Here is a 21,918-nt window from a genome sequence, read left to right as displayed (position 1 = left end):
GAGACTGACGTCACTCCCGGCCACCCGATGCTCTCCCACACCAAGGCCTGGAACTGCAGAAATGCGATCACCTGATGAGTGCACCGGTCCGGATCCCGCCGCCCCGAACATCGGACTCATGCGTCCGATTCCGATGTGAAGGAAACATCCCGGTAACGAACTGTCGTTCGGTGCCAATTCACCGCAGTCACTCCCGTCACTCGGCGAGGCAATCCCGAGCCGACCGGAATCCCGAATTCCCCTACCCCCGAACATTCGACCGGACATCGAAGCCGAAAGGCTTTCCGGCCGACCGCGAGCCCATCGGACCCACGACTTCGGACCGGGAATGTTCCCGGGCACACGGTCGACCCCCACCGGGGATCGCCCGAGCACCTCGGCGACGTCGTTCGTGGCGGCCCGGTGCCGTCGCGCCCGCGTCGACCGTCCGCGGACCGTTCGTCGACCGCACCGCGCCATAGTGGTGGCCGTCACCCGGGGAACGCGCCCGGGACGCCGCCCGCCGGCTTCCCGAGCACCGGAATCCCGGGAAAACCCGACGAAAGGTGTGCACGCCCATGCCCATCGGACTCGCCCTCCCCCAGTACGGCGCCTTCGCCGACCCCGCCCTGACCGCCCGGGTCGCCGCCGAGGCCGAAGCCGCCGGCTACGACCACCTCTGGACGGGCGACCGCATCCTGGTCCCCAACGACCCGCAGAACCACTACCCCGGCGGGGACGGCACGGTCCCGGACGGATTCCGCACCTTCCTCGACCCCCTGACCCTGCTGACGGTGGCCGCCGGCGCCACCCGCCGGGCGCGGCTGGGCACCAGCACGCTCAACGCCCTCTGGCAGCCGCCGGCGCTGCTCGCCCGCACCCTGACCACCGTCGACCGGGTCAGCGGCGGCCGGCTGGACGTCGGCATCGGGCTCGGCTGGTCCAAGGACGAGTACCAGGCGGTCGGCGTCCCCTGGGAGGGCAAGGCGGCCCGGCTGGAGGAGACCCTGGACGTGCTGGAGGCGCTCTGGGCGGGTGGCGAGGACGTCCGGCACACCGGCGCGCTGTGGACCGTCCCGCCGTCGACGGTGCTGGCCCTCCCGGTCCAGCGGCCGCGCCCGCCCGTCCTGCTCGGCGGGTTCAGCGCGGCCGCACTGGAGCGGGTCGGACGGCGCGCCGACGGCTGGCTCGGCGTCGGCCTGCCGGTTCCCGCGCTGCACGGGATCCGGGATCGCCTCCACGGCGCCGCCCGCGCCGCCGGGCGGGACCCGCGGGCGCTGCGTCTGATCCTGCGGGCCAACCCGGTGATCACCGCCACGCCCGTACCCGCGGAGCAGGTCCCGCGGCGCGGCACGATCGGGCAGATCGCCGACTACTTCGCCGACGCGATGCGGCAGCTGGGCGCCGAGCCGCTGCTCGACCTGCACCACACCGCGCGTTCCGCGGACGAGTTCCTCGCCCTCGCCCTGGAGTTCCGCGCCGCCCTCGCCGGGTGACCCTCCTCCCGGCCGCCCGCGGTGCGGGTGGCCGGGAGGAGGCGGCGTCAGAGGGCCGTCCGGCACGACCGGCGCGGTGCCCACCCGGTGCGCGAGAAGCCGGTCCGGCCTGGTCGGTGCACGAAAGGGCAGAACGCCGGGCCCCGGCGTATGGATGCCGTCAGGGCACACGGGACGGCGGATTTCCCCGATCTATCGTCCTTCTCCGTCGAGACGAAACCGGTCTCCGATTCGAGAAGGAAGACGATTCCGAGATGAAACCGCTGTCCCGCCTGAAACGCGCCTTCGCCTGCGGGCTCGCCGCGGTCGCCGTGCTGTCCGGACCGGCCGTGCAGGCCCAGGCCGCACCGGCCGCCGCCGGCATGCCCGTGGACAAGACCTGTGGGACCCCGGCCGTGCCCGGTGGCGGCAACTGCATGACCTCGCTGATCACCTCGGCCTTCGACACGATCAAGCTCATGCGCAGCGCCGCCAACGCGAACAAGCTGGACAACGCGCAGTTCACCCAGAACACGGCGTCGAAGCTGAGCGAGAAGTTCCCGGGATTCAACGTCATGGTGTTCAAGACGGTGGGCACCGACCTGTACGACACCGAGTGGTTCACGAACGAGCACAAGGCCGACATGAAGGGCGTGCTGCTCGACACCACCTACAAGCTCAACCACTTCATGGACAAGGAGCAGAAGGAGCCCTCCGGCTACGACAAGTTCCGGATCTGGGTGTTCCAGGGCGAGTCGACGTTCCGCAACCGGGGCGACGGCGGCTACATGAACTGGGCGTTCGTCGGCAACGACGGCGACAGCGTCAAGAAGGAGCCGTGGACCTGCCGGTCCGGCACCGCGCGGCCCTACAAGTGCGACGGCGACGTGCGCACCATCCACTTCCCCGCCCGCTCCGGCTACGGCAGCAGGACCGGCAGCCTGACCCCGGACTCCGCGGCCCCGGGCTACCACGCCTGCCTGGACGTCAGCGGCAACGGCACCGCGAACGGCACCCCCGTGCAGCTGTGGGAGTGCAACGGCGGCGACGCCCAGAAGTGGACGTACAACGGCTACAAGCTCCGCGCGGCCAACGGCAAGTGCCTCGACCTCGCGGACAACAGGGCCGCGAACGGGAACAGGCTCCAGATCTGGGACTGCCTGGAGATCCCCGGCCAGCGCTGGCACATGTCCCCCAGCGGCGGGCTGCGGCACCTGACGGACCTGGACGACCGTTCCAGGGACGTCTGCGTCGACGACTTCGACGGCCGCACCGCCAACGGCAGCAAGGTCACCGCCTGGGCCTGCGGCTCCGAGGACAAGCGGGACGCGCCCAACCAGAACTGGGCCTGGGGCGGCACCCCGCCGACCACCGACCCGGGCACGCCCGGCAACGGCGCCGACGTCACCCTCAAGCTCGACAACGGGCTCGGCGCCCTCCCGGTCGGCGGTTCGGCCGGCGCGTCCGTCGTCCCCGGGATCCGGGGCGGCAACGAGTCCAAGTGGAAGCTCACCTCCGTGGGCGGCGGCCGCTACCGGATCACCAGCTCCTACGGGCTGGAGCTCACCGAGAGCGGCGGCTACCTGGCCGAACTCCAGCCGTGGAGCAACTCCTCCAAGCAGAAGTGGGAGCTCTACGCGGTCGGCAACGGCCGCTACCAGATCCGGATCTCCGACGACGACTGCCTCGCCCACGACTCCGACTTCAAGCAGCTCGGCGTGTGGACGTGCAAGCGCGGATGGCAGCAGGAGTGGGTGCTCGAATCCGCCTCCGGCGGCGTCGTCGTCCCGGGCGAGCCCGGCACCCCGACGAAGCCGACCGACCCCACGAAGCCCCCGACGGGCGGCGGCACCGGCGGTGGCAGCACCACCGTCCCGACCGAGCGGCCGCTGTTCCTGAAGCTCGACAACGGCCTCGGCGCGACGGCCCCGACCGAGACCGCGAGCTGGGGCGCGCCGGTGCTGGGCGGGATCCTCGGCTACAAGGGCTCCACCTGGACGATCAAGCCCCTGGGCGGCGACCGCTACCGGATCGTCAACGACCTCGGCTACAACCTCACCGAGAACCCCGAGACCTACGTCGCCGAGCAGCAGGCCTGGGGCAACACCTCCAACCAGAAGTGGCAGTTCGTCGGCGTCGGCAACGGCAGGTACCGGATCCAGATCTCCGACGACGACTGCCTCACCCTCGACTCCGACCACAAGCAGCTCGGCGTGTGGACCTGCGAGGGCGGCTGGAAGCAGGAGTGGTCCCTCCAGCTCCGCTGACGGACGGCGCCCGCCCCGGACCGGACGGCCCGGATCCCCGTGATCCGGCCACCGTCCCGGGGCGGGCGCCGGTGCCGCCTCAGGTGGGTTCGGGGGCCGGCTGGAGGTAGCCGGCGGGGGCTTCGGGGACGGGGCCGAGGGCCTGGTCGGTGGGTCGGGGAGGGGTCGTGGCGTAGGCCGTCCAGGTGGTGGGGCCGGCGTGTTCCCGCCAGGTCCAGGTCCGGGCGCCATGGGCGAGGTCGAGGCCGGGCCGGGGCATGGTGAGGATGCCCGGTTGCTGCATGGGGGGCGAGCACCGGGCCGAGCGGGAGGGCCGGGAGCAGGGCGGCGAGGGCCCGGTCGGTGACCGCCTCGGGTCAGCTCAGGGACACCCCGGCGGAAGTTTCCTCCGCTCCCGGGTGCCCGGCGGCGGTCTCGACGGCGAAGGCGTGCAGGAGGTCGTGCAGCCGGTAGTGCTCGGGCCGGTCCTGGGTCAGCAGGTTCTCGTCGACCAGCGCCTCCAGTGCCTCGCGCGCGGAGGCCGGATCGAGGGCGGCGAGGTCGGCGGCGGAACGGGCGGTGTAGTCGCGGCCCGGGTGGACGGCGAGCAGCCGGAAGAACCTCCGGGCCGCTTCCGGCAGGCCCTGGTAGGAGAGGTCGAAGGCGGTGCGGAGCGAGCGGTCGCCCGCCACGATCGCCCGGATGCCGCCGTGTTCGAGGTGTTCGGCGAGGTCGGACAGGCCCCAGGCGGGGCGGGCGCGCAGCCGGGAGGCGGCGAGGGCGAGGGCGAGCGGGAGGCGGCCGCAGAGCCCGGCGATGCGCTCCGCGGCCTCCGGGGCGGCGGCGATCCGGTCGGGCCCGGCGGTGGCGGCCAGCAGGGCGACGGCCTCCGGCGGGCTGAGCGGGTCGAGCGGCAGGGCGTTCGCGCCGTCCAGGCCGGCCAGCCGGCGGCGGCTGGTGACCAGGACCAGGCAGCCCGGCCCGGCCGGAACCAGCGGGCGGACCTGCGGTTCGTCGGCGGCGTTGTCGAGCAGCAGCAGCGCCTCGCGGCCGTGCAGGCGGTCGCGGAACAGCGCGGCGCGGGCGTCCAGCCCGGCCGGGACGCGGGACCCGTCCACGCCGAGGGCGCCCAGCAGCCCGTCCAGCACGTCGGACGGGTCGAGCGGGCGGTGGTCCGGGTCGAAGCCGCGCAGGTTGACGTAGAGCTGGAGCTGGCTGAACCGGCCGGCCCGGGCGAGTTCGTGGGCCGCGCGGACGGCGAGCCGGGTCTTGCCGACGCCGGCCATCCCCTCGATCGCGGTGACCTGGACGGTGGCGGGGGACCCGGCCGGCCCGGTGGCCGCGTCCAGCAGCGCGGCGAGTTCGGCGCTCCGCCCGGTGAAGGTGGCCAGGTCGGCGGGGAGTTGGCGGAGCACGGTGACCGGGACGGGCGGGGAGCGGCGGGTCGGTTCGGCGGACGCGGCGGGGGCGGGCGCCCGGCGGGCGCCCGGAGGGGGCGTGGCGCCGCCCGACCCGAGCACCCGCTGGTGCACGGCGGCGATCTGTGGACCGGGTTCGATGCCGAGATCGGCGGCGAGTGCCGCGCGCATCCGGCGGTAGACCTCGAGTGCCTCGGCGCGCCGCCCGGCGGCCGCCAGGGCCTCGATCAGCAGCGCGTGCACGCCCTCCCGGTGCGGCTCCTCGGCGGCCAGCCGCCGCAGGACCCGGATCGCCTCGGCGGTGCGGCCGAGCCGCAGGTCGGCGCAGGCGGCGAGTTCGGTGAGCTCGACGCGGGCCTCCAGCCAGCCCGGCACCTCGTCCCGGTGCAGCGGATCCGAGGGTACGTCGGACAGCGGCGCTCCGCGCCACAGTTCCAGGGCGGCGGTGGCCGAGCGGGAGACGGTCTGCCAGTCCTCGCTCCGGGCGGCGCCGCGGGCGGATTCGCTCTGCGCGGTGAAGATGGTGGCGTCCAGCTCGGTCTGCGGGTCCACCCCGATCCGGTAGCCGGATCCGGTGGTCTCGACCCGCTCGGCCGCCTCCCCCAGCAGCCGGCGCAGCCGCAGTACGTGGCTGCGCAGGGTGGTGGTGGCGGCGCGCGGTGGCTGGTTGCTCCACACCGCGTCGGCCAGTTCGGTCACGCCCACCGTCTGGTTGGGGCGGCACAGCAGGCTCGCCAACAGGATCCGGACCCGCGACGGCACCATGACCGCGGCTCCCGCGACGCGTATCTCAAGAGGCCCCAGGAGGCCGAACCAGATCGCTCCAGCCACCATATCTCCCCAGAAACTGCACGGTTATGACTGAGATTGAAGCCATCTTGAACACTTCCCGTCAAGAACCGACGCATCAGGAGCCTCTTTTGAACGGAACTTGCACGCGGCTTCCATCCGGCTTGAACGGGTCTCCGCCAGGCTGTCGGCGTTGATCGCGTCAAAGATCGTCCGCCGCTTGCCGATTGGTGATGATCCCCGTTGCTTGATCTGGAAGAGATAACCGCGAGATTCCAGGCGATCGCCGACTACGCCCGCACCGGCAGGGTCAACCACCGCTGGCTGGGCGCCCTGCCCGGCCAGGTGGCGACCCTGGCCCGGGAGTGGGAGCTGGAGATCGGCGCCGATGTCGAGACCGACTTCACCTCGGGGGTCTCCTCCGTGGTGCTGGCCTGCACCGGACCGCGCGGCGCGGCGAGCCTGAAGCTCGCCGCCGACTCCTACGCGCTGGCCGAGGAGGTCGCGATGCTCCATCAGTTCGCGCCCAGCGGGCGGGTGCCGGAGGTGCTCGCCACCGCCCGCGGCGCCGCCCTGCTGGAGGCCGTGCACCCCGGGACTCCGGTGGAGGACCTGCCCGAACAGCCCGCACCGGCCGACTACGCCCGCTTCCTCACCGAGCTGCACGAGGCCGGTGACCCGGACGCCTCGCCGCGCCGGATCACCGACTGGCTGGAGCTGATGTACGGCTGGACCGAGCGCGGCGGCCTGGACTGCACCGCCTCCCGCCGGATCTGCGCCGAACTGCTCGCCGACCCGGCCGACCGGGTGCTGCTCCACGGTGACCTGCACCTGGGCAACGTCCTGGCCAGCGACACCCGGGGCCTGGTCGCCCGCAGCCCGATCGCCTGCGCCGGCGAGCGCTGCTTCGACGCCGCCGACTACGTCCTGGAGGGCCGGGACCGGGCCACCATGGTGTGGCGGCGCGACGAACTCGCCCGCGAGGCGGGGCTGGACGTCGACCGGCTGGACGCCTGGTGCCGGGCGATGGCCCCGCTCGGCGCGTCCCGCTCCCCCAGCCCCGAGCGGGCCTCCGAGCTGCTCGCGTTCGGGCGCGGTGAGTACTGACGTGAGCGGCAACGACACGGTGCCCGCCGGCCGGCTCGCCCGGCTGATCCCCGCCGACCCGCTGCGCCGCCGCCTGCTGGCCATCCGCTTCGCCGGAGCCACCGGCAAGGGCGTCTTCATCAGCGGCAGCGTCGTCTACTTCACCCTGCACGTCGGGCTCTCCGCCGGCCAGGTCGGCATCGGCCTGTCCGCCGCGGGCTTCGCGGGGCTGGTCTCCTCGGTCCTGTTCGGCATGATCGCCGACCGGATGCCCAAACGGACCCTGCTGTGCGCGCTGTTCGCGGCGGTCGCGCTCGGGTTCGGCCTGTACTCGGTGGTCTCCGACGCGGCGGGGTTCTACGTCCTGGTGGTCCTGATCGCCTTCCTCGACTACGGCACCGGCCCCACCGAGAGCGCCATGGTCGCCACCCTCGTCCCCGACGGGGAGCGGGTCCGGCTGAACGCCATGATGCGGTCGATGTTCAACATCGGCTTCAGCGTCGGCATCGGGATCGCGGCGCTCGCCGCGCTCAGCTCGCGACTGCTGGTGCTGATCCCGGTCGGCTCGGCGGTGCTGCTCGGCTCCGCGGCCGCCCTGGCGACCCGGCTGCCGGCCGGCGCGCCCAGCCCCGCCGCCCGCCGCCCCCGCCCGTTCGGCGCGATCCGCGACCTGCGCTACCTGAGCGTCGTCGGTCTCTCCGCGCTGCTCGCCTCGCACATCAGCCTGCTCATGGTGGTCCTGCCGCTGTGGACGATCAACCGGACCGAGGTGCGGCCCTTCCTGGTCCCGCTGCTGCTGGTGATCAACACCGGGTTCGTGATCCTCTTCCAGGTCCGGGCCAGCAAGGGCGCCGAGACGCTGACCGGCGCCGCCGCCACCGGCCGCAAGGCCGGCCTGTGGATCGCGGCCGGCTGCCTCGCCGTGTCGCTGACCGCCGTCTGGCACCACACCGCGCTCGCGGTGGCCGCGATCGTCGCCACCGTGCTGGCCCTGTCGGTGGCCGAGGTGATGCAGTCCGCGTCCGCCTGGGGCCTGGCCCTCGGCCTCGCCCCCAAACACGCCGAGGGCGAGTACCTGGGCGCCTTCGACCTGCACGTGGCGACCCAGAACGTGGCCGGCCCGGTGCTCTTCTCCGGCCTGGTCATCGCCCAGGGCTTCTGGGGCTGGGCGGCGATCGCCGCGCTGGTGGCCGGCGCCGCACTGCTGATCGGGCCGGCCGCCCGGCGCAGCGCCAAGGCGATGGCGGGCCTCGCCGCCGCGCGGGACACCCCCGTGGAGACGGAGGAACCGGTATGACCCGCACCGCACGCGCCTCCTTCGCCCAGGAGCGCTTCTACTTCCTCAACGAACTCCAGCCGGGCAACCCCGCCTACGTGGTGGCGTTCGCGCTGCGCATGGAGGGCGGCCTCGACCGCGCGGCGCTGAGCGGCGCGCTGCGCCGGGTGGCCGCCAAGCACGAGGTCCTGCGGACCGGATTCGCGGTGCGCGACGGCGAGCTGGTCCAGCGGGTGATCGAGGACACGGAGCCGGAGATCGCCCTGCACGACGGCGGCCCCGCCGACCGCGCCGGGCAGGACGCGCAGTTGCGCGAGCTGGTGGCCGCCGAGGCCGCCCGCCCGTTCGACCTGGCCGGCGGCCGGGTGCTGCGCGCCCACCTCGTCTCCTGGGACCGGGACCAGCACGCCCTGGTGGTGCTGGTGCACCACATCGCCTGCGACGGCTGGGCGGTCGGCCTGCTGCTGGACGACCTGGCCGAGGAGTACGGCACCGGCGCGGGCGCACCGGCCGGCCCCAGCTACCTGGACTACGCCGAGGCGCAGCGCGCGCTCTGGTCGAAGAACACCCGCCGCCTGGAGAACTGGCGCCGGCTGCTCTCCGGCGCTCCCCAGCTGACCCTGCACACCGATCACCCCCGGCCGAGCGTGCTGAGCTTCGCCGGCGCGGTGCTGCGCCGGCCGCTCGACCCGGATCTGGTCGCCCGGCTCACCGCCTGGGCGAAGGAGCGCGGCACCACCCTGTTCGGTGTGGCGCTCACCGCGTACGCCAAGCTGCTGGCCGGCTACACCCGCCAGCAGGAGGTGGTGATCGGCGTTCCGGTGGCCAACCGGCTGGACGAGGCCGAGGAGCGGCTGGTCGGCTGCCTGGTCAACACCCTGCCGATCCGGGTCGACCTGTCCGGCGACCCGGACTTCGCCGAGCTGACCACCCGCACCTGGCGCACCGCGCTGACCGCGCTCGGCCACCAGGACGTGCCGTTCGAGCAGATCGTGCAGGCCGTCGGGGAGGAGCGGCAGCTCAGCCACGCCCCGCTGTTCCAGACCATGCTGACGGTGCAGAACTTCACCTTCACCGTGCCGGAGTTCGCCGGGTTGCGGACCACCGAGGTGGACGTGGAGATCGAGGCCGCCAAGTTCGACCTCGCGCTGACCGTGGACGTCTCGACCGGGGCGCCGTTCCTGCGCGCCGAGTTCTCCACCGAGCTGTTCGAACGGGCCACCGCCGAGCGGCTGCTGGAGCAGTACCACACCCTGCTGGCGGCGGTGGTCGGTGACGGTGAGCCCGGCCTGGTCTCGCCGCAGGAGCACCACCGGCTCACCGCCGGGTGGAACCCGCCGGTTCCCGAGCGGCCCGCCGGGCACCCCTCCGTGCTGGACGCGTTCCGCGGCCATGCCGCCCGCACCCCGGACGCCGTGGCGCTGGTGCACCGGGACGCCCGGGTGACGTACGGCGAGCTGGACGGCTGGTCCGACCGGATCGCCGCCGGGCTGGCCGCCAACGGTCTCGCCCGGGGCGAGCGGGTGGGCCTGCTGCTCGGCCGCTCGCCGGCCGTGGGCGCCGCGATCCTCGGTGTGTGGAAGGCCGGCGGGGTGTACGTGCCGCTCGACCCCGAGTACCCGAGGCAGCGACTGGAACTGATCCTGGCCGGCGCCACGCCCGCCACCCTGCTGGTCGAACCGGACACCCTCGAACTGGCCCGCGGCCTGGCCGGGGAGCGGGCCCTGCTGGACGCCCGCACACTGGACGGCCCGGGACCCGCGCCCGCGGCACGGCCCGAGCCGGACGACCTCGCCTACCTCATCTTCACCTCCGGATCCACCGGCGTCCCCAAGGGCGTGATGGTCCGTCACCGTGGCCTGAACGCGCTCTGCGACCCGACCCCGGCCGGCCTGGAGACCGGCCCCGGCGACCGCTGGCTGGGCGCCCACTCCTTCTCCTTCGACGTCTCGGTCTGGGAGATGTGGGGCGCGCTCTCCTCCGGCGCCCGCCTGGTGATCGCCGACCAGGCCGACCTGGTCGACCCGCCGCGGCTGGCCCGGCTGGTGCACGACGAGCGGGTGACGGTGCTCAGCCTCACTCCCGGCGCCCTGTACCGGCTGCTGCCGCCGTTCTTCGACACGCTCGGCCGGGGCACCTCCCCGGTGCGGTACGTGGTACTGGCGGGAGAGGCGCTCAGCTGGTCCCGGCTGGCCCTGCTGGTCGACCCGCAGCGGCTGCCCGCGGTCTTCGTCAACATGTACGGGATCACCGAGGGCACCATCCACGTCACCATCGCCCAGGTCCCGGCCGCCGGGCTCGGCGGGGTGCGGGAGGGCGACATCGGGGTGCCGCTGCCCTCCGCCCGCTGCTACGTCCTGGACGCCCGCAAGCGGCCGACCGGGGTCAACGTGCCCGGCGAGCTGTACGTCGGCGGCGATCTGGTCGCCGCCGGGTACCTCGGCAGGCCCGAGCTGACCGCGGAGCGCTTCGGCACCGACCCGTACGCCCCCGGCACCCTGTACCGCACCGGCGACCTCGCCAAGTGGGCACCCGACGGCCGGCTGGTCTACCTCGGCCGGGAGGACGACCAGGTCAAGGTCCGCGGCTACCGGGTGGAACTCGCCGACGTGGAGGCCGCGTTCCTGCGCCAACCCGGGGTGCGGTCCTGCGTGGCCGCCGCCGAGGCCGACGAACTGATCGCCTTCGTGGTCGCCGACCCCGGCCTCGGCGGCGAGCGCGAGCTGCGCACCCTGGTCCGCGAGGAACTGCCCGGGTACATGGTGCCCTCGCGGATCGTCCCGGTGGAGCGGATCCCGCTGAACGCCAACGGCAAGGTCGACACCCGCCGGCTGCTCGCCGAGCGCACCGCCCCGGCGGCCGTGCCCGCCCCGGCGCGGCCCGGCGGCGACTCGCTGACCGAGCGGATCCGGGCGCTGTGGGCCGAGGTCCTGCGACGGCCCGATCTGGAGCCGGGCGACAACTTCTTCGACGTGGGCGGGCACAGCTTCGCCCTGATCACGGTGCAGCAGCGGATGGCGGAGATCGGCCTGGAGATCTCGGTGACCGACCTCTTCCGCTTCGGCACGGCGGCGGCCTGCGCCGCGCACTTCCGGCCGGCGCCGACCGCGCCGGCCGCCGACCAACGGCTCGCACAACGCCGGCAGGGCCGCCAACAGCTCGCCCGCCGGCGGCGACTGAGCAGAGGGGACGAGCATGCCTGACGACCTGGGAGAGGACCGGATCGCCATCATCGGGATGGGGATCCGGCTGCCCGGCGCCGGACGGGACCTGGACCGCTTCTGGCACAACATCGAGAACGGCGTGGAGGCGATGAGCTTCTTCGACCGCGAGCAGCTGAGCAGCTGGGGCTACCCGGACGAGGTGATCGACCACCCCGACTTCGTCCCGGCCCGCTCGGTGCTGGACGACTACGACTGCTTCGACGGCCGGCTGTTCGGCTACTCGCCGCAGGACAGCGTCCTGATGGACCCGCAGCAGCGGGTGCTGCTGGAGTGCGCCTGGAGCGCCCTGGAGCACGCCGGCTACCCGCCGATCGCCCCGGACGGCAACCGGATCGCCGTGCACGTCGGCACCGGCCTGAACGTCTACCTGCTGGACGTCCTGTGGCCCAACGCCCGCGCGGTGAAGTCCGCCGGCGGCCTGCAGATCCTGATCTCCAGCGACAAGGACTTCGCCGCCACCCGGATCGCCTACAAGCTCAACCTGCAGGGCACCGCGTTCACCGTGCAGACCGCCTGCTCCACCTCGCTGGTCGCGGTCCACCTCGCGGTGCAGAGCCTGCTCACCCACGAGGCCGACATCGCGCTGGCCGGCGCCGCCTCGGTGGCGCCGCCCACCCGGCGCGGCCACTTCCACGAGCCCGGCGGGATCTTCTCCCCCGACGGACGCTGCCGGACCTTCGACAGCCAGGCCCAGGGCACGGTGGACGCCGACGGCGGCGCCATCCTGGTGCTCAAGCGCCTGGAGGACGCGATCCGGGACAACGACACCGTCCACGCGGTGATCGCCGGCACCGCCGCCGTCAACGACGGCGCCCGCAAGGCGGGCTTCACCGCCCCCGGACCGGAGGGCCAGGCCACCGCGATCCGCTCCGCGCTGGCCGTCGCCGGACTCGAACCGGACGCCATCGGCCTGGTCGAGGCGCACGGCACCGGCACCGTCCTGGGCGACCCCATCGAGGTCTCCGCGCTGCGCGGCGTCTTCGACACCGACCGCCCGGACCGGCAGCCCGTCGCACTCGGCGCCCTCAAGTCGATCATGGGCCACCTGGACACCGCGGCCGGGGTGGTCGGCGTGGTCAAGACCGTCCTCGCCCTGAAGAACCGCACCATCCCGCCGGTCGCCCGGTTCACCGAGGCCAACCCCGCGCTGGGGCTCGACAAGTCGGTGCTGTACGTGCCCACCGAGGCGCACGAGTGGCCGGCCATCGACGGGGTGCGCCGGGCCGGCGTCAGCTCGTTCGGCATCGGCGGCACCAACACCCACGTCGTGCTGGAGGAGGCGCCGCCCGTCCGCGACACCGGGCGCAAGCGCCGGGAGGGCAGCGAGCTGCTGCTGGTCTCCGCCAAGACCGAGGAGGCCGCCACCCAGAGCCTCGCCCGGGTGAACGCGCACCTGGCCGGCGTGCCGGCCGCGGACCTTCCCGACCTCGGCTTCACCCTGCGCACCGGCCGGGCCGAGCTGCCCTGGCGCGGCTGCCTGATCCGCACGCCCGACGAGGAGTTCAAGCCGCTGCGGCCGGTCCGCCGGGCCACCGCGCAGCACGCCGAGCGCGGCGTCGGCTACTTCCTCACCGGCGGCGGACGCCTGCCCGGAAGCCCGCACACGTACAACCTGGACCCGCACTTCCGGCAGCTCGTCGACCGGGGCTACGCCGAACTGCGCACCGCGGGCGGCGAACCGGACCTGGAGACCCGGGAGCTGGCCGGCCGCTTCGCCCTCGCCCAGGCCTGGATCGACGCGCTCCGGCGGCGCGGCGTACGCCCGTCCGCCCTGGTCGGCCAGGGCGTCGGCGCCCTCGCCGCGGCCTGCGCCGCAGGGGTGCTGGGCTTCGGCGACGCGATCGGCCTGACCCTCGGCCGGCCCGCCGACGGCCTGCGCTGCGCCGAGCCGGACGTCCCGCTGTACGCCCCGGACGGCACCCCGGTCAGTACCGCGCAGGCCACCGACCCCGGCTACTGGGCGGCCCGGCTGCACGAGGAGCACGACCGGAGCTTCGCGCCGCCCGCCGCCGGACCGGACCCGGCCGCGTGGCTGGAGATCTCCACCCAGGTGCTGCCGCACGTCGACGTCGAGGCACCGCCGCTGTCCAACGGCTACGACCGGCTGCTCGCCTCGGTCGGCCTGCTCTGGGAGATGGGCATCGGCGGCCCCTGGGACCCCGCGCTCGACGAGGGCCTGCGCCGGGTCCCCGCCCCCGGCTACCCCTTCGCCCCGACCCGCCACTACCTCGACATTCCCCCCACGGCCAAGGAGAGGCACCTGTGATGAGTGAGCACCTGGACATGGCATGGGCCGCGGAGTTCGAACAGGTCTGGATGGAGGTCCTGGGCGTGGACACCGTCGACCAGGACGACGACTTCTTCGACCTCGGCGGGCACTCGCTCAGCGCCCTTCGGCTGTCCACCCTGGTCCGCCAGGAGCTCGGCCTCGCCGTCGAGCTCAACCACGTCCTGGAGAACCCGCGCTACGGCGACCTGCTGGCCGTCGCCGCGAAGACCGGGCCGGACCGGATCGCCCAGGGCGGCCGGGCATGACCCTGCCCGCCGGCCCGCTCGCCGAGTGGACCCCGCTGGTCTCCGACCTCCTCGGCCTCGCGGCCGGGGAGGTCGGGGCCCGCGCCCCGCGGGAGTCCTTCACCGCGCTGGGCGGCACCTCGCTGCAGGCGATCGCGCTCACCGCGGGCGGCCAGCGCGAACTGGCCAAGGACGTCGAGGTCGCCCGGCTGCTCGGCGCGCTCCCGCTGGCCGAGGCCCTGGCCGGGGCGCGGGACTACGTCCGCACCGAGCCCGCGCCGCGCGAGGTGTCCGCCGAGGCACTCGACCGGGAGCTGCTGCCCGGTCAGAAGGCCATGCTGGCCGCCCATCTGGCCGGCCGCGACCAGTCGTACCACCTGATGTTCACGCTGCAGCCGCCGGGCGGGCTGGATCCCGCCCGCACCGAGGCCGCCCTGCGCGCGCTCACCGCCCGGCACGAGTCGCTGCGCACCCTGTTCGGCGAGCACGGCCAGGGTGCCCGCCGGACCGTGCTGCCTCCCGGGAGCACCCCGCGGCTGCTGCACCAGCGCCTGCCCGCCGGCACGGACCCGGTCCGGGCCGTCCACGAGCTGTACGGGCGGCGCGCCGCGGAGCTGCTGCGCCCCTTCGAGGAGCCGCCGGTGGTGTTCGTCCGCACCGACACGGGCGAACGGACCCTGCTCACCGTGCTGGTGCACCACGCGCTGGCCGACGGCTGGAGCATCGGCGTGCTGTGGCGCGAGTTCGCCCGCCTCTACGAGGACGGGCCCGCCGCGCTGCCCGCCGCCGCGCCCTCCCCCGAGTGGACCGCCACCCGGCTCGCCGCCAAGGACGCCGCCGGGGAACTCGCCGCCGCCACCGGCCGGGTGACCGCCCGGCTGGCCGGCGCCCCGCTGGTCGCCACCCTGCCCACCGACCGCCCCCGCGCGGAGGAGGCCGACGGGCGCGGCGAACGGCTGGTGTTCGAGCTGGAGCCCGCCGTCGGCGAGGCCGTGGAGGGGCTCGCCCGGCAGGCCCGGACCACCGTCACCTCCGTCCTGCTCGCCGCCTGGGCCCTGGCCGCCGCCCGGCGCGCCCGCACCTCGGACCTGCTGCTCGGCGTGGCCGCCTCGGGCCGGTTCGAGGCCGGCATGGCCGACGTCGTCGGCCTGTGCACCCGGATCGTCCCGGTCCGCTGCCGGATCGACGACGGGCAGACGGCCGCCGCCTACGTGAGCGCCACCGCGGCCGCGCTCGCCGAGGCCGTCAGCGACGCCGACCTGCCCTTCGCCCGGGTGGTCGACGCGCTCGCCGGGGAGGTCGACGCGGCCCGGAACCCGGTCGCCCAGCTCGGCTTCGCCGCCCACCACGACCTGGTCCCGGACCGCTTCGGCACCGCGACGGGGGAATGGCGGGTGCACGAGGGCCACTGCCACGGCTCGGTCTTCGACGCCCTGCTGTTCGTCCAGGACTGGTCGCGGCGGCCCAGGCTGGCCGTGGAGTACGCGAGTTCGGCGCAGGACGCGGCCGACATCGGCGAGCTCACCGAGTCCTTCCGGACCGTTCTCGCCGAACTCGCCGCCCGGCCCGCCGCCCCGCTCGGCGAGGTCACCGGGCTCTCGGCCGGACAGCGGCTCAGGCTCCGACAGCTCGGCCTGGGTGACGAGTTCACCGGCGGCGACGACCTGTGGAGCCGGTTCGAGCGGCAGGCCGAGCGGCAGCCCGACGCCGTCGCCGTCGACGACCCGTACACCGGAACCGTTCTGACGTACCGCCAACTGCACTCCCGCGCCCTCGCCCAGGCCGAGCGGCTGCGCGCCCTCGGGGTCCGCCCCGGCGACCGGGTGGTGCTGGAGGTGCCCCGTTCGGCCGCCGAGGCCGTCGCCGTGCTCGGTGTCCTCAGCCTGCCCGCCGGCTACGTCGCCGTCGACCCCGGCGTCCCCGCCGAGCGCCGCACCCGCATCGCCGAGGCCGTCGCCCCGGCCGCCCGCATCGGCGGCGCCGCGGACGACCCGGCCCTCGCCGCCGTCCCCCGGTGCCCGGTGCCCGACCTCACGGCTGACACCGGGCCCTCCCCCGTCCGGACCGCGGTACCGGCCGGGCCCGGCGCGACCGCGTACGTCTCCTTCACCTCCGGCACCACCGGCGAGCCCAAGGGCATCGTGGTCCCGCACCGGGCGGTGCTGCGGCTGGCCGACGACGGGCGGTTGTTCGCCGGCCCGGCCGGAGCGCGGATGCTGCGGCTCTCCCCGCTGGCGTTCGACGCCTCCACCCTGGAGCTGCTGGTGCCGCTCGCCGCCGGCGGCACGGTGGTCGTCCACCCGCCCGAGGAGCCCACCCCCGGCGGCCTGGCCGCCTTCCTCCCCACCGGCCGCGTCACCCACGCCTGGCTCACCTCCGGCCTGTTCCACCTGGTCGCCGACCACCGGCCGGAGGCGTTCGCGGGCCTGCGCCAGCTGTTCACCGGCGGCGGCGTCGTCTCGCCCGACCACGTCCGCCGGGTGCTGCGCCAGTGCGGCCGGCTGCGCGTCACCAACGGCTACGGCCCCACCGAGAACACCACCTTCACCACCGTCTGCCACGCCGACGGCGCCCACGAGGTGCCCGACCCGTTCCCGATCGGCACCCCGGTGCACGGCACCGGCGTACGGATCACCGACGAGACCGGCCGCCTCGTGCCGCCCGGCGCCGTCGGCGAACTGCGCACCACCGGCGCCGGCCTCGCCGACGGCTACCTCGGCGATCCGGAGCGCACCGCCGCGGCGTTCACCGAAGGCTCCGGCGAGCGCGAGTACCGCACCGGTGACCTGGTCCGCTGGGGCGCCGACGGACGGCTGCGCTTCCTCGGCCGCGCCGACCGCCAGGTGAAGATCGCCGGCCACCGGATCGAACCGGTCGACGTGGAACGCCGGATCCGCGAGCAGCCCGGCGTCCTGGACGCCGTGGTGTTCGTGGCGGCCGAGCGGCTGTGCGCGGCCGTCAAGGCACCCTCCGACCTGCTCGCCGGGATCCGCACCGCCGTCGAACCCGGGCTCGCCCCGTACGAGCGCCCGCAGCGCTGGCTCGCCCTCGACGCCTTCCCGCTGGACCGCAACGGCAAGGTCGACCTGCGCGCCCTCGGCGCCCTGACCGCACCCTCCGCCCCGGCCCCCTCCCGCGCCACCGCCTCCCCGTCCGCGCCCGCCGCCGACCTGGAGGAGCTGATCTCGGAGATCTGGGCCGGAGTCCTCGGCACCGACGACTTCGACACCGACGAGGGCTTCTTCGACGTCGGCGGCGACTCCCTGGGCGTCGCCCTGGTCCGCCGCCGGCTCCAGGAGCAGCTGGGCGGCCGCCCGATCCCGCTGACCGACCTCTACCGCTTCCCCACCGTGCAGGCCCTGGCCGCACACCTGCGCACGACGACCACGGGAGTACCGAGATGAGCCAGGAGATCGCCGTCGTCGGCATGGCCGGCCGGTTCCCCGGCGCCGCCGACCTGGACGCCTACTGGTCGAACCTGGTGGCCGGCCGGATCACCGTCAGCCGGCTCGGCCGCGCCGAGCTGCTCGCGGCCGGCGTCCCCGCCGCGCGGCTGGACGACCCCGGCTACGTCCCGGTGCGCGGCACCGTCGCCGACCCGGAGCTGTTCGACGCCGCCTTCTTCGGCATCCCTCCCCGCGAGGCGGACCTGATGGACCCGCAGCACCGGCTGCTGCTGCAGGCCGCCTGGGAGGCCCTGGAGTCCGGCGGCCTGCTCACCGACGCTCCGCCCGGCCGGGTCGGCGTGTTCGCCGGCGCCGGCTTCAACTACTACCTCCAGCAGCACGTGCTGGCCGACCCGGCCGTGCTGGAGGCGGACGGGCTGCTCTCCGTGGTCCTCACCAACGAGAAGGACCACCTGGCGACCAGGATCGCGTACCGGCTGGGCCTCGGCGGCCCGGCGATCACCGTCCAGAGCGCCTGTTCCACCTCGCTGACCGCCGTCCACCTGGCCTGCCAGAGCCTGCGCACCGGCGACTGCGACGTGGCCCTGGCCGGCGGCGCCTACCTCGCCCTGCCCCAGGAGTCCGGCTACCAGTACGAGCCCAAGGGCATCATGTCGCCGGACGGGACCTGCCGGCCCTTCGACGCCACCGCCAACGGGACCGTGCCCGGCAGCGGCGTCGGCGTGGTCGCGCTCAAACGCGCCGAGGACGCCCGCCGTGACGGCGACCTGATCCACGCCCTGATCTCCGGCTCCGCGATCAACAACGACGGCGCCGCCAAGGTCGGCTACACCGCGCCGGGCGTGGCCGGCCAGGTCGACGTGCTGACCCGCGCCTACGCCGCGGCCGGCGTCGACCCGGCGACCGTCGGCTACCTGGAGGCGCACGGCACCGCCACCGAGGTCGGCGACGCGATCGAACTCGCGGCGCTGCACGAGGTGTTCAAACCCGGCGAAGCCCACTGCTCGCTCGGCTCGGTCAAGGCGAACATCGGTCACCTGTCCGCCGCCGCCGGTGTGGCCGGGCTGATCAAGGCCGTGCTCGCGCTGCGCGCCCGGCGGCTCCCGCCGCTCGCCGGAGTGACCCGGCCGCGTGAGGAACTGCTGGACCCGGCAGGCCCGTTCACCGTGGACACGGTCGCCCGCGACTGGCCCGCCCCACCCGGGCAGCCCCGCCGCGCCGCCGTCAGCTCCTTCGGCATCGGCGGCACCAACGTCCACCTCGTCCTCACCGAGGCGCCGCCCGCCGAACCGGCGCCGCCGGCCGAGGGCCCCGAGCTGCTGGTGGTCTCCGCCCGCACCGAGGACGCCCTGCGAGCCGCCGCCGAACGGCTCGCCGCCCACCTGGCCGAGCGGCCCGGCCTGCCGCTGCGCGACGCCGCCACCACCACCCGCGAACACCGCCGGCACTTCCCGCACCGCCTCGCCGTGGTCGCCGGGGACCCGGCCGCGGCCGCGCACGCGCTGACCCGCGCTCCCCACCGCACCGCGCTGCGCCGGCCCGAGGTGGTCCTGCTCTTCCCCGGGCAGGGCGCCGAGGCCCCCGGCATGGCCGCCTGGCCGTACCACCGCTTCCCGGGATTCGCCGCCGACCTCGACCGGGGCGCCGACCACGTCCACGCCCTCCTCGGCGTCGACCTGCGCGAACTGCTGCTCGGCGACGACCCGCACGGGCTGGTCCACCGCACGGACCTCACCCAGCCCGCACTGGTCCTGCACGAGTACGCGCTCGGCCGGCTGCTGCTGTCCCTCGGGGTGAAGCCCGCCGCGCTGATCGGCCACTCGGTCGGCGAGTTCGCCGCCGCCGCGCTCGCCGGGGAGCTCACCCCCGACGAGATGCTGCGGCTGGTGGTCGAACGCGGGGCGCTGATGCAGCGCGCCCCCGAGGGCCGGATGGTCGTCGTCCTCGCCGCCGAACCCGAGGTCCGCCGTCTCCTCGCGGACCTCGGCGACCTGGACGTGGCCTCGCTCAACGCCCCCGAGGTCGTGGTGGTCTCCGGCCCGGCCGCGCCGGTCGACCGGCTGCTCGAACGGCTCCGGGCCGAGGGCGTGCAGCACCGGCCACTGCCCGCCCGGCGCGCCTTCCACTCCCGGATGATGGCCGACGCCGCCTCCGCCCTCGGCGCCGCGGCCGCGGGCGTCCCGGCCCGCCCCGTCACCGTCCCGGTGGTCAGCAGCGTCGACGGCAGCCTGCTGCCCGCGGGCGGCGTCCGCCCGGCCGGCTACTGGGCCGAGCAGCTGCGCCGTCCGGTCCGCTACCAGGACGCGGTGGAGGCCGTCGCGGACCGCTCCCGGCTGGTCCTGGTCGAGGTCGGCCCCGGCAGCGGACTGATCGGCAGCGCCCGGCAGATCCCCGCGGCCCGGCACGCCGCCATGGTCGCCCTGCAACCCCGGCGCGCCGACCTGCTGGGCGGCCTCGGACAGCTCTGGGCGCACGGCGTCGAGCTGGACTGGCCCGCCGTCCGGGCCGGCGCCCCCGCCGCCCGGACCGTCCTGCCCACCCACCCCTTCGCCGCCACCCGGCACTGGCTCGACGCCGCCGCACCCGCCGTCCCCGCCGCCGTCCAGGTCGCCGACGCCGTCGCGGACGCGGACGGCGCCGCGGACGGTGCCGCGGACACGCCGCTCGGACGGGTCCTCGCCATCTGGCGGACCCTGCTGGGCGTCCCCGACATCGGCGCCGACTCCGACTTCTTCGCCCTCGGCGGCGAGTCCCTGCTCTTCATCCGGATGATCTCCCAGGTCCAGCGCGCACTCGACGCCCCGATCGACATCGCCGCCCTCGCCGAGTCCCCGACCCCGCGCGCGATCGCCGACCAGGCGGTGGCCGACCAGGCGGTGGCCGGATGAGCGGGCGCGCCGACCTGCCGACCCTGCTCGGCTTCAACCCCGACCCGACCCCCGCCCCGCGCACCCCCGTCCACGAGACGATCTGCCGTCAGGCCGCCCGGACACCCGACGCGATCGCCCTGCGGTACGGGGACGACACCCTCACCTACCGCCGGCTCCTCGACGACGCCGCCGCGCTGGCCGGCCGCCTCACCGCCCGGGGCATCGGCCCCGGCGCGGTGGTCGGCCTGTCCGCCCGCCGCGGCCCCGCGCTGGTCACCGCCGTCCTCGGCATCCTGCTCGCCGGCGCCGCGTACGTCCCGCTGGACCCGCGGCACCCGCCGGTCCGGCTCCGCGCCATGCTGGACTCCACCCGGGCGGCCCTGCTGCTCACCGACGCCGACGCGCCGCCGCTGCCGGACGGGCACCCGGTCCCGGTCCTCCCGCTCACCGGCGCACCGGCCGCCACCGCACCGGCCGCCACCGCACCGGTCCCGCTCGACTGGCGGCACTACCGCGCGGAGCCCGCCGTCGTCGACGGCCTGTGCTGCGTCATCTTCACCTCCGGCTCCACCGGCGAGCCCAAGGGCGTCGAACTGACCCACGCCGCCCTCGCCAACCGGCTCGCCGGGATGCTCGACCGGCACCGGCTAGGGCCCGCCGACGTCCTCCTGCAGAAGACCCCGTACACCTTCGACGTCTCCATCTGGGAACTCCTGCTCGCCTTCCTGGCGGGCGGCAGCCTGGCGGTCGCGCCACCGGACGCCCACCGCGACCCGCAGGCCCTGGTCGAGCTGATCCGGCGGCACGGGGTCACCATGGTCCACTTCGTGCCGTCGATGCTCGCGCTGTTCGTCACCGAGCCGGGGGCAGAGCGCTGCACCACCCTCCACACGGTGCTGTGCGGCGGCGAGGCCCTTCCGCCCCAGCTCGCGAACACCCTGTCCGCCGCCCTGCCGAAGGCCGCCGTGCACAACATGTACGGACCGGCCGAGGCCACCATCGACGTCACCGGCTGGCACTGCCGCCCGCACGAGGACGGGGACCTGGTGCCGATCGGCCGCCCGCTCTCCAACGTCCGCGCCTACGTCGTCGACGAGTCCGGCGGCCTCGCCCCCGTCGGCGTCCCCGGTGAACTCCTGCTCGCCGGTCCCTCGCTCGCCCGCGGCTACGCGGGCCGCCCGGACCTCACCACCGAGCGCTTCGTCGAACTGACGATCGCCGGCCGCACCGAGCGGGTCTACCGCACCGGGGACCTCGCCCGCTGGTCGCCCGGCGGCCACCTCGACTACCTCGGCCGGATCGACACCCAGGTCAAGATCCGCGGCCAGCGCGTCGAGCTCGGCGAGATCGAGGCCACCCTGCGCCGCCACCCCCGGGTCCGCAACGCCGTCGCGGTCCTGCGCGACGGCCGGACCCTGATCGCCTACGCCGTCCCCGCCGACGGCGCGCCCGACGAGCTCGACGAGGCCGGCCTGCGCGGCCACCTCGCCGACCACCTGCCCGAGCACATGGTGCCCGCCCGCGTCGTCCCGCTCGCCGAGATCCCCACCACCGCCCACGGCAAGGCCGACCGTTCCGCCCTCCCCCCACCACCCCGCCGCCGCCGCGCCCGGTAGACACGGCAGGACCCCGGC

Annotated in this window: 12 protein-coding genes; 10 read left to right on the top strand and 2 right to left on the bottom strand. The window is 75.0% G+C overall.

From position 1 onward, the window contains the following. The first annotated feature begins 557 nt into the window (after window positions 1-557). Window positions 558-1,475 carry a TIGR03619 family F420-dependent LLM class oxidoreductase gene (locus ABT093_RS31435; RefSeq protein ID WP_350570214.1) on the top strand — a complete coding sequence of 306 codons (918 nt, stop codon included), beginning with the start codon at window positions 558-560 and terminating at the stop codon, window positions 1,473-1,475. Window positions 1,476-1,729: 254 nt separating this feature from the next. Continuing rightward, complete coding sequence (locus tag ABT093_RS31430; RefSeq protein ID WP_350570213.1) at window positions 1,730-3,721, top strand: RICIN domain-containing protein; 1,992 nt, start codon at window positions 1,730-1,732, stop codon at window positions 3,719-3,721. Window positions 3,722-3,800: 79 nt separating this feature from the next. Here the strand turns inward: ABT093_RS31430 and ABT093_RS31425 are convergent, their stop codons facing one another. Together ABT093_RS31425 and ABT093_RS31420 are read right to left on the bottom strand one after the other, a co-directional pair. Beyond that, a complete protein-coding gene (locus ABT093_RS31425; RefSeq protein WP_350570212.1) occupies window positions 3,801-4,004 on the bottom strand; it encodes a hypothetical protein in 204 nt (67 codons plus the stop codon). A gap of 73 nt (window positions 4,005-4,077) precedes the next feature. Then, window positions 4,078-5,883 carry an AfsR/SARP family transcriptional regulator gene (locus ABT093_RS31420; RefSeq protein WP_350570211.1) on the bottom strand — a complete coding sequence of 602 codons (1,806 nt, stop codon included), beginning with the start codon at window positions 5,881-5,883 and terminating at the stop codon, window positions 4,078-4,080. Window positions 5,884-6,150: 267 nt separating this feature from the next. Between ABT093_RS31420 and ABT093_RS31415 the strand changes: the two genes are divergently transcribed. Genes ABT093_RS31415 through ABT093_RS31380 form a run of 8 tightly spaced genes read left to right on the top strand, consistent with a single transcriptional unit; the run spans window position 6,151 to window position 21,900 of the window. Continuing rightward, window positions 6,151-7,014 (top strand): aminoglycoside phosphotransferase family protein, encoded by an 864-nt coding sequence (locus tag ABT093_RS31415; RefSeq protein WP_350570209.1) that lies wholly within the window; start codon window positions 6,151-6,153, stop codon window positions 7,012-7,014. Window position 7,015: 1 nt separating this feature from the next. Further along, on the top strand, window positions 7,016-8,290 hold the full coding sequence (locus ABT093_RS31410) for an MFS transporter (protein ID WP_350570207.1): 1,275 nt from the start codon (window positions 7,016-7,018) through the stop codon (window positions 8,288-8,290). Continuing rightward, complete coding sequence (locus tag ABT093_RS31405; protein WP_350570205.1) at window positions 8,287-11,472, top strand: non-ribosomal peptide synthetase; 3,186 nt, start codon at window positions 8,287-8,289, stop codon at window positions 11,470-11,472. The genes ABT093_RS31410 and ABT093_RS31405 overlap by 4 nt, the downstream gene beginning before the upstream one ends. Next, complete coding sequence (locus ABT093_RS31400; protein WP_350570203.1) at window positions 11,465-13,759, top strand: beta-ketoacyl synthase N-terminal-like domain-containing protein; 2,295 nt, start codon at window positions 11,465-11,467, stop codon at window positions 13,757-13,759. Before ABT093_RS31405 ends, ABT093_RS31400 begins: the two co-directional genes overlap by 8 nt. Next, window positions 13,759-14,028: a phosphopantetheine-binding protein gene (locus tag ABT093_RS31395; protein WP_350570201.1), complete on the top strand. Its 270-nt coding sequence runs from the start codon at window positions 13,759-13,761 to the stop codon at window positions 14,026-14,028. Before ABT093_RS31400 ends, ABT093_RS31395 begins: the two co-directional genes overlap by 1 nt. Further along, a complete protein-coding gene (locus ABT093_RS31390) occupies window positions 14,025-17,411 on the top strand; it encodes a non-ribosomal peptide synthetase (RefSeq protein ID WP_350570200.1) in 3,387 nt (1,128 codons plus the stop codon). Before ABT093_RS31395 ends, ABT093_RS31390 begins: the two co-directional genes overlap by 4 nt. After that, window positions 17,408-20,302, top strand: coding sequence for a type I polyketide synthase (locus tag ABT093_RS31385; protein ID WP_350570198.1), 2,895 nt, complete (start codon window positions 17,408-17,410; stop codon window positions 20,300-20,302). The genes ABT093_RS31390 and ABT093_RS31385 overlap by 4 nt, the downstream gene beginning before the upstream one ends. After that, the gene (locus tag ABT093_RS31380) at window positions 20,299-21,900 is read left to right on the top strand and encodes an amino acid adenylation domain-containing protein (RefSeq protein WP_350570196.1); all 1,602 of its coding nucleotides are present in this window, start codon (window positions 20,299-20,301) and stop codon (window positions 21,898-21,900) included. Before ABT093_RS31385 ends, ABT093_RS31380 begins: the two co-directional genes overlap by 4 nt. The last annotated feature ends 18 nt before the right edge of the window (window positions 21,901-21,918 follow it).

It is taken from the genome of Kitasatospora sp. NPDC002551 (genome assembly GCF_040296005.1).
Taxonomy (GTDB): Bacteria; Actinomycetota; Actinomycetes; order Streptomycetales; family Streptomycetaceae; genus Kitasatospora.
Note: the sequence above shows the minus strand (reverse complement) of the source record. Positions and strands in the feature narration are given on the sequence as shown.